The organism is Paraburkholderia fungorum (assembly GCF_046027605.1).
GTDB lineage: Bacteria > Pseudomonadota > Gammaproteobacteria > Burkholderiales > Burkholderiaceae > Paraburkholderia > Paraburkholderia fungorum_F.
The window spans coordinates 418619-432523 of the sequence record NZ_JAQQEF010000002.1; the positions used below are offsets into that span (position 1 = coordinate 418619).

Here is a 13905-nt window from a genome sequence, read left to right on the forward strand (position 1 = left end):
ATGGCTACGCTGAAGGTTCCGGCGCTGCTGGCCGGCACCTTCGCGCTTGCGGCGTGTTCGCTCGCGCCGGACTACCACGTGCCGCCGACGCCGGTCGCCGCCCAATACCGCACGATCGGCCCCTGGGTCAGCGCGCAGCCCGCGGATCAGCTGAGCCGTACCGACTGGTGGACGATCTATAACGACCCGCAACTCGACGACCTCGAACAGCGCCTGCTGGCGAACAATACCGACCTTGCCGCGGCCTATGCGCACTACCGGCAGGCCAAGGCGTTCGTCGATCAGGTTTCGTCCGGCCTGTATCCGAGGATCAGCGCGAGCGCGGTTCCGCAGCGCGACCGGCAGTCGGATACGCGCCCGTTGCGTGCCGGCGGCCCTGATTATTACAACTCCGCCACCCTCGGCGGCGAGATCGATTACGACCTCGATTTGTGGGGACGCGTGCGCGATTCCGTGGTGGCGGGCAAGGACGAAGCACAGGCCACCAAGGCCGATCTCGCCTCCGTGCAACTGAGCTTGCAGATTCAGCTCGCCGACAGTTTTGTCCGCCTGCGCGGGCTCGACCAGCAGACCAAACTGCTGACCGATACCGTGGCGGCCTACGCGCGCGCCCTGGAGCTTACGCAGACGCTGCATGGCGGGGGGATTGTGTCGGGGCTCGACGTATCGCGGGCGAAAACGCAGTTGGCGTCGGCGAAATCGCAGTTGTCGCAGAACGTTGCCCAGCGCGCGTTGATCGAGCACGCGATCGCCGAGCTGATCGGTGCGTCCGCATCGGAGTTCAGTCTGCCGTCGAACACGGCGTCGATCCCGTTGCCGGTCATTCCAATGGCCCTGCCGTCGACGCTCTTGCAGCGGCGTCCCGACATCGCGGCGGCCGAGCGTCGCGTGGCCGAGGCGAACGCGAAGATCGGCGTGGCGCGCGCCGCGTATTTCCCGTCGATCACGCTCAGCTTGCAGGGCGGCGTGCAGAGTTCCGTCTATGCCGGGCTGGTCAGCGCGCCGAACATTTTCTGGGCAATCGGGCCGCAACTTGCGCAGTATGTTTTCGACGGCGGCTTGCGCCGCGCGCAACTCAATTCCGCGAAAGCGGCGACCGATGAAGCGGGCGCCCGTTATCGCGGCGTCGTGTTGTCGGCGTTCCGGCAGATCGAGGACAATCTTTCGCTGTTGCAGGACCTCGGCACGGCGCTCGGCGAGCAGCGTGAGGCCGACGATGCAGCCCAGCATTCCGTCGATCTGGCATTGAGCCGCTACCGGCAGGGCGCGGTCGGCTATCTCGACGTCGTCCAGGCGCAGACAGCGGCGCTCGATGCACAAAGCGGCGTGCTGGATATCCAGACCCGCTTGCTGAGCGCGAACGTGCAACTGATCAAGGCGCTCGGCGGCGGCTGGTCGAGCGCGGAACTCGCCACCGCCGCGCAAGCGCCGGCGCTGCCCGCCGCCGGCGGTCCCAAGGGCTGATGCCTGACGTTCGAGGCGGGTAAAACGCCTACCACTTATGCCGCATGCCGATCACCGCTGAGACTTGCGACTTGGTGGTGGACGGCGAAAGCGAATAGATCTGCGCGTACTGTGCGTCGCCCGCCGCTCTCTGAAAGATCCCCACGAGGAAGAGATCGGTGTTCTTGCTCAGGAAGTAGTCCGCGCCGGCATTCACCTGATGCCATTTCGGACTGTTGTCTTGCGGATGGTATTGCCCCGTGGTGAAGATATACGCGGCGCCGAGCATGAGTTGCGGCGTCACGTAGTCCGTCAGCGACACCTCCAGATTCTGCAGCGTCAGCCGCGACGTGTCGACATAGTCGAATCGCGCGTTGGTATAAAGCAGCGACACGCTCGCGGTTCCAAGCGCGTAGGCGCCGCCGGCGCCAAACATCCTCTGCTTGCTGACACCCGCGTTGGTCGCCGGATTCGTGACGAACGGCGACGTGAAGCCGTAGTCGTTCACCACCGCGCCGTTTGTATTATTGGCGTCGTTCGGCGTGTTGACCTGAAGGAACGCCAGACCGGCTGTCACCGGCCCGTTGCGATATTGCACGCCGGCGCTATAGGCATTGTTGTCCGAGAAGCCACCCGCCTTGTTCGAAAAACCGTAGAGCCCTTCAAACTGAAGACCTTTGTAGTCGATACTTTTGTACTGGACCGCGTTGTTGATCCGGAACGTGTCGAACACGTTGTCACTGTCGCCAATGTGCGCGGCGTACGCCGCGAACTGACACGCCGACGAGAACACACACAGTGTGACTGCCTCGTCGTATTGACGGCCTAGCGTCACCGTCCCGAGCGTATCCGACGACAAGCCGACAAAGGCCTGCCGGCCGAACTCCCGCCCGCCTTGCGACAACGATCCGGTCGCGAGGCTATAGCCGCTTTCCAGCGTAAATATGGCCTTCACGCCGCCGCCGAGATCCTCTACACCCTTCATCCCCCAACGAGGCGTCTGCATGGGGCCGCTCGCGAATTGCCACGTCGCATGGCCTTGCTTGTCGGCGCCTTTCTGGCTATTCGCATAGACGATCCCCGTAGAGATCAGGCCGTAGAGGGTCACGCTGCTTTGGGCGGATGCGCTCTGGCAGCACAGAGCCATGGCGGCGAGAGCAAAGATGCGTCGATTCATGATTTCCTTTGAAGGCTTGTTTTGGGAAAGTGAAGGCGAATGCCTGAAGCTCGTTTGAGGCCGGGTTGTGATTAGGATGACGAACAAAAGACCTGGCGCGACGAAAGATTGATTCCTCCGATGACGGTCCCGACTTGCCGCGGTTAATGAGCCGCCCAGCACCGTGGTCCCGCAGCGGAATTGCCTTTTATTACATGTGCCTTTCGGTGGTTGCGATGCAGCTGATTGTGAATCTGGTGCGATTGCTGGCGATTCTTGCGGAACAAAATTCGCGATAGCTAGCACTGAATTTAACTACCAGTGATCGAATTTTTAGCGCACCGAGGCCGAACTGGTGCGCGAATCGCGCACGCTTATTGACACTTTCTCAAAAAGCCCGCACCACGTGGGTGCTCTAATTTTGGCATCGCTCATCTTCAAAATTGATGCTTGCGGGGACACTTTTGGCTCTTAATAATCGATTTCACCGGCAGCACTGAGCGTTAGAAGACCGGCCCCCTTGTACCCAGGAAGCACCAACGGAGGAGATGATGTCAGTAATCGAAAATGCCGGACGTCGGCGTTTGCTGCGGATGACACTCGCGGCGGGCGGCATGGCTGCAACGGGCGCACTGCTTTCGGTGCGCGCCTTTGCGGGCGACAGGACAACCGTCAACATGCAACTGGGCTGGATTCCGGGCGGTAACCAGGTCGGCGAGGTGACGGCGAAACGGCTCGGTTATTACGAGCAGGAAGGCATTGATTTCCACATTCAGCCGGGCGGCCCGAACATCGATGGCGTGGCGATTGTGGCCTCGGGCCGATCCGAGGCCGGTGAGATTTCGTCGAGCCCGTCGATCATGCTGGCGGTCTCGGAAGGCTTGCCGATCAAATGTATCGCGGTCGGATTGCAGCAGCATCCTTACAGTTTCTTTTCACTCAAGAAAAATCCGGTGCGTTCGGCGCACGACATGATCGGCAAGCGTATCGGGATCCAGTCGACCGGCATGGTGCTGCTCAAGGCGCTGCTCGCGAAGAACAAGATTCCGGAAAGCCAGGTCAACATCGTGCCGATCGGCGCCGACATGATGCCGCTGATGAGCGGTCAGGTCGACGCGGTGACCGGCTGGCAAACCAACACCACCGCACTCAAGCCGCTCGGGGCGGAGCGCGTCGACCTGCGTCTGTGGGACACCGGCGTGCGCCTCTACGCGCTGCCGTACTACGCGAACACCGCGACGCTCAAGGACCATCCCGACACCGTTGCGCGTTTCCTGCGCGCCACTGCGCGTGGCTGGGTCTATGCGAATGCGCATCGCGACCAGGCGGTCGATCTGCTGATCAAGGAATATCCGAATCTGAATCGTGCCGATGAGCGTGTGGCGATCGATTCGCTGATGAGCTACGCGTTCGATCAGGCCACGCAGGCCCAAGGCTGGGGCACGATGGATGCGAAGGTCTGGGAAGAGCAGCTCTCGATGTACGGTCAACTGGGCCAGTTCCGCGGAGCTCAGCCCAAAGTCGACGACGTGATGACGATGGACGTCCTCAACGCTACCCGTTCCTCTCGCCTCAAGGTGTAATCCATGCATGCTGCCACTATCAGTCCGCCGCGCGCGGAGGGGATCGGCTCGTCCGTCGCCGGTCTGCAAGACACGCCTCTGTCGATTAGCTGCCGCAATATCAACGTGCGCTTCTTCACCGATCGGCGCAGCGTCACTGCGATCGAGGGTTTGAGCCTTGACGTCGCGGCCGGTGAATTTCTCACGCTGCTGGGTCCGTCGGGCTGCGGGAAGTCGACCTTCCTGCGCGTCGTCGCGGATCTGATCAAGCCGAGCCGCGGCGAGATCAGCGTGCTCGGTGCCGCGCCCCGCGTCGCGCGTGAGCATCGGGACATTGGCTTCGTGTTTCAGGACGCGGCGTTGCTGCCGTGGCGCACGGCCCTCCAGAACGTGCAGCTGCCGCTTGAGGTCGCGGGCGGCAAGGCACGCGCGGGCCGGGCTACGCCGCGTGAACTGCTCGAACTCGTCGGCCTCAAGGGCCGCGAGGACGCTTACCCGCACGAGATGTCAGGCGGGATGCGCCAACGTGTCGCGATTGCGCGCGCGCTCGTCAGCGATCCCAAGGTCCTGCTGATGGACGAGCCGTTTGGCGCGCTCGATGAAATCACCCGCGACCGTCTGAACGAAGAATTGCGCCGTGTCTGGAAAGAGATGGGCCTTACGACGCTGTTCGTCACTCACAGCATCTACGAGGCGGCGTTTCTCGGTCAGCGGGTATTGATGCTCGTCGCCAACCCTGGACGTGTGAAGGAGATCGTGCCGGTCGGGCTGCCGGAAGACCGGACGCTCGATATCCGCGAGACTCGCGAATTCGTCGAACTCGCAGCCTACCTGCGACGCGTACTGGAGACCTGCTAATGACCACGTCCGAAATGCAAATGAATCTGTCGTCGCAAGCGGCTGATCCTGAAGCGCAGGCCTGGCTTGCACGTCGCCGCCAGCGCCTGTGGCGGGCGCGCCTCTTGCCGGTGCTCGGCGTCGCGGGTCTGCTGTTCACGTGGTGGGCGATCGTGGTGGGCTTTCATGTGAAGCCGTTTATCGCGCCGTCGCCGTTCCTGGTTCTGGAGACGCTTTACAGCAAGAGCGATGTGCTGCTGCAGAACCTGGTGCCGACTGCGATCGAGGCGGCGGGCGGTTTCCTGCTCGGCAATCTCGCGGCGATCCTGATCGCCACCGTCTTCGTGCACAACAAGACGCTGCAGGACATTTTCTATCCGGTCGCGGTGATGATCAACTCGATTCCGGTGGTCGCCAAGGCGCCGATCCTCGTCCTCATCATGGGTAACGGCCTCGAGCCGAAAATCACGATCGCGGCGATCGTCTGTTTCTTCCCGACACTCGTGAACATGGTGCGCGGCCTGCAGGCGGTGAACCCGCAGGCGATGGAGTTGATGCAGATCCTGTCGGCCAGCAAGCGCGAAATTTTCTTCAAGCTGCGCCTCTACGCTTCGCTGCCGTATCTCTTCTCCGCGCTGCGCATTGCCGCGTCGATGTCGGTGATTGGCGCGGTAGTCGGTGAATGGATCGGCGCCACGCAAGGGATCGGCGCAATGATCATCCAGGCGACCTATAGCTTCGATTCGGCCTTGCTGTATACGGCAATCATCATGAGCGCCGTGCTGTCCGGCCTGTTTTTCCTGGTGATCGCGATCATCGAGCGGCTGGTGGTCAGATGGCAGCCCGAAAGCGCGCATTGAAGGGCGAATAAAGGGCAAATAAAGGGCGATTGAAGGACGCATTGAAGCACGCATTGAACCGAACACGAAACACTCGAATTCTCAGAAGGAGACACATGAACATGATCAGCGATTGGACTCAGGAAAGTGCGCGCGATGTGCGCGTCGCGGCCAAGGCAAACGTCGTGGTGGTCGGCGGCGGTCCCGCAGGCCTGTCGGCCGCGATCGGCGCGGCGCGCAACGGCGCCGAGGTGATTCTGCTGGAGCGTTACAACCACCTGGGCGGTCTTGCATCCGGCGGCATGGTGCTGGTACTCGACGACATGTGGGACAACCATCTGCAGGAAATTTCGGTGCGCGGCGTGTGCATGACCTTCATCGAACGGATGGCGGCGCGCAAGCTGGCGATGTTCCCGCGCTCCGACGAATGGGGCGAGGATCCCGCGGCGTATCGCAAGTGGGGGCGCTGGGGCACTTTCGACTTTCACAGCCAGAAGACGCCTCACCCGGTGTGTTTCGCCGCCGCGTTCGATCCGGATGCAATGAAGCGCGTCGCGCTGGAGATGGTGGAATCGCTCGGCATCAAGTTGCGTCTGCATTCGTGGTTCTCCCGCACGCTGGTCGAAGACGGTCAGGTGAAGGGCGTGATCTGCGAGACGAAGAGCGGCCGTGAAGCGATCCTCGCCGACGTGGTGATCGACGCGACCGGAGACCTGGATGTCGCGGCGTCGGCGGGTGTGCCGCATGTGGGTGGCACCTATATCACGACGACGGTGTTTCGGCTTGGCGGCGTCGATACGGAGGCGGCCGAGCGTTTCGAAGCCGAAGAACCCGAGGCGTTCGCGACACTGGATCGTCAGATCAAGCGCATTCTCGGCGGCTCGTGGGGCTACTGGTGGCTGAAGACACCGTTGCCCGGCGTGGTGTGGTGCAACTGCCCGCACATGGCCGGTCTCGACGGTCTCAAGCCCGAGGACCTGACGCGCGCGGAAGTGCAGGGCCGGCAGCACATTCACGCGGTGGTCGATTTCGTGCGCGACAAGCTGCCTGGTTTCGAGCAATGTTACGTGATCGATGTCGCGCCGCAAACGGGCGTACGCCAGACACGCCTGCTCGAAGGCGAGTATGTGATGACCAAGGATGACCTCGCGCAGCGCACCCGTTTTGACGACAGCATCGCGCGTGGCCGTGACTACTACATGCCGTATCGCGTGCTGCTGCCCAAACAGATCGACAACCTGCTGGTCGCCGGCCGCCACTACTCGGCGACCTCGCAGGCGCAGAAGATGTCGCGTGAAATCCCGCCTTGCATGGCCATGGGCGAAGCCGCCGGTGTGGCCGCCGCGCTCGCGCTCGGTGCGGGCGTGCGGGTGCGCGACGTCGACGTGCACACATTGCAGAAGACCCTGCGCGCGCAAGGCGCCGATCCGGGCGACCAGAGTGGCCGCAATGCCGACGTTCCGCCGCTTGCCGTGCACATCAACAAGCGGGAGGCCGCATGAGCGCCGCCGACAACGTTGCAAAGACGCCTGATCTGCCGCTTGCAGGCGTGCGTGTCGTCGATCTCACGCAGGTCATGATGGGCCCCGTCTGCACCCAGATGCTCGCCGATTACGGCGCTGACGTAATCAAGGTCGAGAGAAAGGGCGCGGGCGATCTGAGCCGCTCGACGTTCGAGCCGGTAGCCGGCGCGGACAATCCGATCTTCTGCAGTCTGAATCGCAACAAGCGCAGCGTCGCGCTCGATCTGCGCGACGCGCAGCAAATGGCGGCATTGAAGGCGCTGATCGCGGACGCGGATGTGGTCGTCAGCAATTTCCGCGCGGGCGTGATGGACCGCATGGGCGTGGGCTATGAAGACTGCCGCCGCCTGAATCCGCGGATCATCTACGCGCTGGGCTCGGGCTTCGGCGAAACCGGACCCTATGCGCACAAGGGCGGCCAGGACGTGCTCGCTCAGGCGATGAGTGGCGTGATGGCGCGCCGCGCGGACGAATCCCTGCCGATCTCCGTGTACCCGACGGCGCTCGCCGACTATTCGGCCGGCATGCACATGGTGCAGGGCATCCTGCTCGCGTTGCTGCATCGTGAACGCACGGGCGAGGGGCAGAAGGTCAACGTGTCGCTGTATAACTCGATGCTCGCGATGCAGATGCAGGAAGCCGCCATGATCATGATGGCCGACTCGGAAGTGAACTGGGCCGCGATGCCCCTGTCGGGTGTGTTCGATGCCCAGGACGGTGCACTGGTCCTCGTGGGTGCGTTCAAGGCGAATCCGCTGCGCGACATCTGTACCGCGCTGCAGATCGAAGACCTTTCGCTCGACGCGCGCTTTTGCAATCTCAACCAGCAATTCGTTCACAAGGCCGAATTGCAGCGCATCTTCCGCGAGCGCTTTGCGAGCAACACACGCGATTTCTGGCTTGGCCGGCTCGAGGAGCAGGACCTGTTGTGCGCACCGGTACGTGATCTGCGTGAAGCGCTGGTCGATCCGCAGACGCTGCATAACCGGCTGATTCTGGAAGGCGAGGGCGAAGGCCAGCCGGTGCGTTTCATCGGCAGCCCGATCGAGCTGTCGCTCGCGCCGGTCAGCTTGCGGCGCGGGCCGCCGCGCCTCGGCCAGCATACCGAAGAGGTCCTGCAGCAATTACACGGCAAGCTCGCCACGGAGGCGGTATGAGCGTACGTCTTGTGATCGACCAGCACGTCGCCACGGTGACGCTCGCGCGGCCGGAAGCGCTCAACGCCGTGGACCTGGCCACCGAAGCCGAACTGCAACGCGTGTGGACCGAACTCGAGCATAACCGCGACGTGCGCGTCGTGGTCTTGACCGGCGAGGGCGAGCGCGCGTTCTGCGTCGGCGCGGACCTGAAAAATCCGTCGGTGAGCGGGGTCGAATACTGGGCGGCGCCGCGTCCGGGCGGCTTCGGCGGTATTGCGCTGCGGGAAACGCTGAACGTCCCGGTAATCGCGCGGGTCAACGGCTATGCGCTGGGCGGCGGTTTCGAAATGGTGCTGGGGTGCGATCTGGTAATCGCCTGTGACGAAGCGAGTTTCGGCTTGCCGGAAGCGCTCGTCGGGCGCATGCCGCTCGACGGCGGCATGACCTTGCTGCAACGCCAGATTCCGTACCGCCAGGCGATGGCCATGCTGATGACCGGCCGCCGGATTTCGGCACGCGAGGGGCTCGAGATGGGCCTCGTCAACGAAGTTGTGCCGCGGGCCGAACTGGATGCCGCCGTCCAGCGCTGGGTTCAGGCGCTGCTCGCGTGCGCTCCGCTGTCGCTGCAGGCGATCAAGCAGGTGGTCAAACGCACGTCCACACTCTCGCCGGCCGATGCTCAGGCGTTGCGACTGCCCGCTCTCGTGGCCGCGCTGCAATCCGAGGACGCGAATGAGGGCGTGCGCGCCTTCCAGGAGAAACGCAAGCCGGTCTGGAGCGGACGCTGATGGCCTACGTCATCACTTCGCCCTGCATCGACGTCAAGGACGGTGCGTGCGTGCAATGTTGTCCGGTTGACTGTATCTACGAGGGCGGCCGCACGCTCTACATTCACCCCGAGGAATGCATCAACTGTGGGGTGTGTGTGTCAGTGTGCCCGACCGAAGCGATTTTTCACGATGAAGAACTCCCGCCAGCGGAGGCGGTATTCGCCGCTGTGAACCGGGATTTCTTCGGGCCGGACGCCAGTGCGCTCGGTTCCCCGGGTGGCGCATGCGACGTAGGCAAGGTAGCCTGCGATCATCCCGTGGTCGCCGCCTGGACGGTGCGGCCGATGAACTGAGACCGATGAACTGAGGCAGCATGATGCACGCGAACGTCCTGAAATATTTTGTCGAAGTAGCTCGCTGTAGTTCGATTCGCAAGGCCGCGCAGAACCTGTATGTGGCGTCGAGCGCGGTCAACCGGCAGATTCTGAAGCTCGAAGCCGAGATGGGCACGGAACTGTTCGACCGGTTGCCGAATGGCATCCGGCTGAACGCAGCCGGCGAGCGCATGCTGCAACACATTCGCGCGACGCTGAACGACTTCCACCTGATGCGCAGTGAACTTGACGACCTCAAAGGCGAACGCAAGGGACACGTGTCGGTGACGGCGATGGATTCGCTGTTCGTCGATTTTCTGCCGGCCACCGTCGAGGAGTTTTCAGACGCTTATCCGGCTGTCACCTATTCGATCGCCGCAGTGCCGCCGCACGACGTGCCGACCCGGCTCGTCAGTGGTGAGTATGACGTCGGCATTTCGTATATTACGAAGCTGCCTGCCGGCCTCGACGTGGTGACCGAGGTCTCGTTGCCGCCGGGTGTCGTCATGGCGTCGTCGCATCCGTTGGCGAAGATGGAGCGCATCAGCTTCGACGAATGCCGCAATCACGCGTTTCTGCGGTTGGAGGGACGGTCGCCGATCCAGGGCGTCGTCACGACCGACTTCCCCGAGTACTGGGAGTCGCTGCGGCCGAGCGTCACCTGCAATTCGACGACGCTGCTCAAGCGTCTGATTGCGTCGGGGCGGGGGATTTCATTTTTCTCCAAACTGGCTTTCCTCGACGAACTGGCGCGTGGCGAAGTGGTGTGGCGTCCGCTCGACGACGTGAACGTCAACGCGCTCACCGTCGGCGTGATTGCACCAAACCAGCGGGCGCTGCCTCATGTCACGCTAGAGTTCGTCGAGCGTATTGTGCGACGCCTCAAACATGTCGAACTGGCGCTGCGCGACGTTTGAGGTATGACGTTTGCGCGGCCGATGATTGGCCGCGCGGACGGTTCGTGTTCGCTCAGTAGTGCTCTGTCGCAGCCCTGTTGCCGGTTGTGGGTGCGGGACCTGTTGTCGTTACGCCGTGACTGTCAGCAACGGGTCGTGCGCCTGCGCCGCCAGGCTGCCCGGGACGCAACAACAAACCGCCCAGCACACCCGCCGCCGCCGCCAAGATCGCACCGAACACAAACGCCACGTGATAGCCGCTATTGAGCGCCGCCACCGCGGTCTCAGTGGCCTGCACCGTGCTGCTGCGCGCGGCGGCGAGACTTGCGAGCACGGCGAGACCCAGTGCGCCGCCCATCATGAACGATGTGTTGACGATACCGGAGGCGAGGCCCGAATCGCTCGGATCGACGTCGCTCATGGCGGCCAGCAGCACGGCATTGAATGCGATGCCCGCGCCGAAGCCGAACAGGATCATGCCGGGCAGCACGTCGAGCACGAAGCTGCCATTGACTGGCGCGCGCGCAAACAGCGCAAGGCCACACGCCGCGACCAGCAGCCCGACGACAAGCGGCACGCGCAGACCGAAACGCATCACCACGCGCGCCGACAGGCCCAGCGAACAGAACGCCATGATCAGACTGGCCGGCAAAAACGCGAGCCCGACCTGCAAGGGCCGGTAGCCGAGCACACGCTGAAGATACAACGCGGAGATAAAGAACCACGCGAACATTGCCGCCGCCCATAGCACGCCGACCACATTGGTGGTCGCGACATTGCGCAAGCGGAACAGACCGAGCGGCATCAACGGATGCTGTACGCGTGCTTCGATGACGAGAAACACGGCCAGCAGCGCCAGTGCGGCGAACAGAAGGCCTAGCGTCTGCGCCGAAGTCCAGCCGGCTTCGTTGCCGTTCACGACCGCGTACACCGCGAGCATCAGCGAAGCAGTCACCGTCACAGCGCCGGCCACGTCGAGCCGTTCGCCATGAGCATGACCGCGTGCCGACGACAACAGCGCGACGCACAGCCCATAGACGGCAATACCGATAGGCAGGTTGACGAGAAAGATCCAGTGCCAGCTCAGCAGATTGGTCAGCAGGCCGCCGAGCAACACGCCGATACTGCCGCCGCCCGCGCAGACGAAACCATAGACGCCCATCGCTTTCGCGCGTTCGCCGGTCTCGGTGAACAGATTCATGATCAGCGACAGCGCAACCGCCGAGACGACTGCGCCGCCCAAACCCTGCACGGCACGCGCGCACACCAGCAGCACTTGCGAATTCGCCATGCCGCACGCGAGCGACGCCAGCGTGAACAGCGTGATGCCGCCGAGGAACAGCTTGCGATGGCCGTACAGGTCACCTAACCGTCCGCCCAACAGCAGACAGCCACCGAAGGTCAGCATGTACGCATTGACCACCCACACCAGCGAGGTTTCGGTAAAGCCGAGGTCCGCGGCGATCGACGGCAATGCAACGTTCACGATCGTCGTATCGAGCACGATCATGAGCACGCCGAGGCACAGAACGATCAGCGCCAGCCAGCGTTTGTTGTCGTGGATGGAATGGGTCATGCAGGGACTCCTTCGCCGTGGTCAAGCGGGCGCAAGTATTTTCGGTTGTGCACTGAACGAGATGGCAAATCCATGGGTTTCCCAGCGTGCCGATACCACCGGAATGGCATCGGCATGGGCCAGCGGTGCTGCCTCACGCAGCAAGCGCGGCAGTCTCTTTCTTCGCCGAAGCGATGGCGCCACTGCGTGCTTCCTCACCCATCGCCACACCTTCCGCGCGAATGAAGCTTATATCCGTGATGCCCAGAAAACCGAAGGCCGCCTTCAGATAGGTTTCCTGATGATCGAAGAAAGCAGCGGGCGAGCCTTCGCTATAAACGCCGCCGCGCGACGAGGCGATGATCAGCTTCTTGCCGCCGCACAGTCCGACCGGGCCATGCTCCCCGTAGCTGAACGTCTTGCCGGCGACAGAAATGCGGTCGATCCATGCCTTCAGTTGAGAGGGCACGCCAAGGTTGTACATCGGTGCGCCGATGACCACGATGTCGGCTGCCAGAAATTCATCGAGCGCGGTCTGGCCCACGGCAATGTCGGACTTCAATGCCTCGTCGACTGGACCGCCTTGCGCGGCCGCGAGGTGGGCTGCCGTCAGATGGCCGATCGGTGTGGCGGCAAGGTCGAGACGAATGATCGCAAGGTCGGAATGACGGGTCTGGAAGGTCGCGACGACCTCCGCTGACAGATCGCGACTGACGGAGCCTTGTCCGAGGATGCTGGAATCTATGTGTAGCAGTTTCATGCGAATGATCTCCGAAATGGCAGACGATGTGTCTGCCGGAAACCCGCACGATAGGCTTCGAGTTACTATCTTGATAGCCTATATTTTCAGATGAGACCTATCGTCTTTTTAGATGAACCCTGCAGTTTTGGTGGCTGCGTGCGTTATGAGCCTCAACTGCTCTTCACGCGTGCGGATGCGCGGGGCCGGTTACCGGACTTGCCCGAGCTTGATTCGGCTTTGTCCGAACATGGCGTCAACGGTTGTTTTCTGAAGACGAGTGCCTCGACCATCTGCCAGTACGCCTCGACGACGGCAGGATCGGACGCAGAAACATTGCTGGTGGCGAGCATTTCCGGGCCGAATCCAGACAGCGTGGATGTCAGGCTGATCATGAGGTAGTGCAAGAGGATAGGTTCGACCTGGGGTAAGTCTTGTTCATTCTGTGCCGCGCGAATCTGCGGCAGTAACCAGTTGATCAACGGCTTGAGAACCGTGTCGGCGAGCCACTGCAATCGAGGGCTGTACACCAGGAACTCCTGGAGCATGAAACGGTGAAACTGGGGGAAATCAACCGTGAACCGGAACAAGGCCCGATACACGAGTTTCACCCGGTCCACTGCCTCAGCAGGGGGCGTATCGGTCAGATAAGCGTCCCACTCATGGCGGATGCGTTCGAATACATACTCCGCTACCGCCTGCCAGAGTTCGTCCTTCGATCGGTAATGGTAGGTGATCAGCGGATGTTGCAATCCGATGCGATCCGCGATGCTGCGAATACTCGCAGCCTCAAAGCCCTTCGATGCGAATTCGGCAAGTGCGGCGTTCAGGATCGCGGAGCGGGTTTCCTGCGACCGCTGCTGCTCTGCGCGTCTAAGTTCGGTTGGTCTGCTTTTGTTACCAACGTTCCTGGAACCTGTGCTGTCCGCCATTTGATTTCTCGATTGGGAATTTCGTTATTGCGTTGCTTCCGCGCTCTACTGCGTTCCGCCTTCTGCCTTCTGACAGACCAACATCATATCGGCGTAGCAGGATCCGCGACTGCTAGCGAAGGCGGGCTTCACAAAGGTAT

13 protein-coding genes are annotated in these 13905 nt (G+C 62.3%); 9 read left to right on the forward strand and 4 right to left on the reverse strand.

Going from position 1 to position 13905, the window contains the following annotated elements; all coding sequences use genetic code 11:
* Window positions 1-1464 (forward strand): efflux transporter outer membrane subunit, encoded by a 1464-nt coding sequence (locus PQR53_RS05195; RefSeq protein ID WP_408451693.1) that lies wholly within the window; start codon window positions 1-3, stop codon window positions 1462-1464.
* A gap of 28 nt (window positions 1465-1492) precedes the next feature.
* Here PQR53_RS05195 and PQR53_RS05200 read toward each other — a convergent pair whose 3' ends face one another.
* Window positions 1493-2620: a porin gene (locus tag PQR53_RS05200; protein WP_408451508.1), complete on the reverse strand. Its 1128-nt coding sequence runs from the start codon at window positions 2618-2620 to the stop codon at window positions 1493-1495.
* A 530-nt stretch (window positions 2621-3150) separates the two neighbouring features.
* Here PQR53_RS05200 and PQR53_RS05205 point away from each other — a divergent pair.
* From PQR53_RS05205 to PQR53_RS05240, 8 genes are all read left to right on the forward strand, one after another.
* Window positions 3151-4182: an ABC transporter substrate-binding protein gene (locus tag PQR53_RS05205; RefSeq protein WP_408451509.1), complete on the forward strand. Its 1032-nt coding sequence runs from the start codon at window positions 3151-3153 to the stop codon at window positions 4180-4182.
* A 3-nt stretch (window positions 4183-4185) separates the two neighbouring features.
* A complete protein-coding gene (locus PQR53_RS05210; RefSeq protein WP_408451510.1) occupies window positions 4186-5019 on the forward strand; it encodes an ABC transporter ATP-binding protein in 834 nt (277 codons plus the stop codon).
* Window positions 5019-5858 (forward strand): ABC transporter permease, encoded by an 840-nt coding sequence (locus PQR53_RS05215; RefSeq protein ID WP_408451511.1) that lies wholly within the window; start codon window positions 5019-5021, stop codon window positions 5856-5858. Before PQR53_RS05210 ends, PQR53_RS05215 begins: the two co-directional genes overlap by 1 nt.
* Window positions 5859-5953: 95 nt before the next feature.
* Entirely contained in the window at window positions 5954-7339 is a 1386-nt protein-coding gene (locus PQR53_RS05220) for an FAD-dependent oxidoreductase (RefSeq protein ID WP_408451512.1), read from the forward strand.
* Window positions 7336-8517: a CaiB/BaiF CoA transferase family protein gene (locus tag PQR53_RS05225; protein ID WP_408451513.1), complete on the forward strand. Its 1182-nt coding sequence runs from the start codon at window positions 7336-7338 to the stop codon at window positions 8515-8517. Before PQR53_RS05220 ends, PQR53_RS05225 begins: the two co-directional genes overlap by 4 nt.
* Entirely contained in the window at window positions 8514-9287 is a 774-nt protein-coding gene (locus PQR53_RS05230; RefSeq protein WP_408451514.1) for an enoyl-CoA hydratase-related protein, read from the forward strand. The genes PQR53_RS05225 and PQR53_RS05230 overlap by 4 nt, the downstream gene beginning before the upstream one ends.
* Window positions 9287-9622: a ferredoxin gene (gene fdxA / locus PQR53_RS05235; RefSeq protein ID WP_408451515.1), complete on the forward strand. Its 336-nt coding sequence runs from the start codon at window positions 9287-9289 to the stop codon at window positions 9620-9622. The genes PQR53_RS05230 and fdxA overlap by 1 nt, the downstream gene beginning before the upstream one ends.
* A 20-nt stretch (window positions 9623-9642) precedes the next feature.
* Window positions 9643-10560 carry a LysR family transcriptional regulator gene (locus PQR53_RS05240; protein WP_408451516.1) on the forward strand — a complete coding sequence of 306 codons (918 nt, stop codon included), beginning with the start codon at window positions 9643-9645 and terminating at the stop codon, window positions 10558-10560.
* Window positions 10561-10612: 52 nt separating this feature from the next.
* On the opposite strand, the gene PQR53_RS05245 is transcribed toward PQR53_RS05240, so the two are convergent.
* The 3 genes from PQR53_RS05245 to PQR53_RS05255 form a co-directional block, all read right to left on the reverse strand.
* Window positions 10613-12115 (reverse strand): MFS transporter, encoded by a 1503-nt coding sequence (locus PQR53_RS05245; protein WP_408451517.1) that lies wholly within the window; start codon window positions 12113-12115, stop codon window positions 10613-10615.
* A 133-nt stretch (window positions 12116-12248) separates the two neighbouring features.
* Entirely contained in the window at window positions 12249-12854 is a 606-nt protein-coding gene (locus tag PQR53_RS05250; protein WP_408451518.1) for an FMN-dependent NADH-azoreductase, read from the reverse strand.
* A 152-nt stretch (window positions 12855-13006) separates the two neighbouring features.
* Window positions 13007-13765, reverse strand: coding sequence for a TetR/AcrR family transcriptional regulator (locus PQR53_RS05255; RefSeq protein WP_408451519.1), 759 nt, complete (start codon window positions 13763-13765; stop codon window positions 13007-13009).
* Between the last annotated feature and the right edge of the window lie 140 nt (window positions 13766-13905).

Excerpts from the sequence above, each read along its gene's own strand:
- PQR53_RS05195 (WP_408451693.1), top strand. The coding sequence starts at position 1 with ATGGCTACGCTGAAGGTTCCGGCGCTGCTGGCCGGCACCTTCGCGCTT.
- PQR53_RS05200 (WP_408451508.1), bottom strand. The coding sequence starts at position 2,620 with ATGAATCGACGCATCTTTGCTCTCGCCGCCATGGCTCTGTGCTGCCAG.
- PQR53_RS05205 (WP_408451509.1), top strand. The coding sequence starts at position 3,151 with ATGTCAGTAATCGAAAATGCCGGACGTCGGCGTTTGCTGCGGATGACA.
- PQR53_RS05210 (WP_408451510.1), top strand. The coding sequence starts at position 4,186 with ATGCATGCTGCCACTATCAGTCCGCCGCGCGCGGAGGGGATCGGCTCG.
- PQR53_RS05215 (WP_408451511.1), top strand. The coding sequence starts at position 5,019 with ATGACCACGTCCGAAATGCAAATGAATCTGTCGTCGCAAGCGGCTGAT.
- PQR53_RS05220 (WP_408451512.1), top strand. The coding sequence starts at position 5,954 with ATGAACATGATCAGCGATTGGACTCAGGAAAGTGCGCGCGATGTGCGC.
- PQR53_RS05225 (WP_408451513.1), top strand. The coding sequence starts at position 7,336 with ATGAGCGCCGCCGACAACGTTGCAAAGACGCCTGATCTGCCGCTTGCA.
- PQR53_RS05230 (WP_408451514.1), top strand. The coding sequence starts at position 8,514 with ATGAGCGTACGTCTTGTGATCGACCAGCACGTCGCCACGGTGACGCTC.
- fdxA (WP_408451515.1), top strand. The coding sequence starts at position 9,287 with ATGGCCTACGTCATCACTTCGCCCTGCATCGACGTCAAGGACGGTGCG.
- PQR53_RS05240 (WP_408451516.1), top strand. The coding sequence starts at position 9,643 with ATGATGCACGCGAACGTCCTGAAATATTTTGTCGAAGTAGCTCGCTGT.
- PQR53_RS05245 (WP_408451517.1), bottom strand. The coding sequence starts at position 12,115 with ATGACCCATTCCATCCACGACAACAAACGCTGGCTGGCGCTGATCGTT.
- PQR53_RS05250 (WP_408451518.1), bottom strand. The coding sequence starts at position 12,854 with ATGAAACTGCTACACATAGATTCCAGCATCCTCGGACAAGGCTCCGTC.
- PQR53_RS05255 (WP_408451519.1), bottom strand. The coding sequence starts at position 13,765 with ATGGCGGACAGCACAGGTTCCAGGAACGTTGGTAACAAAAGCAGACCA.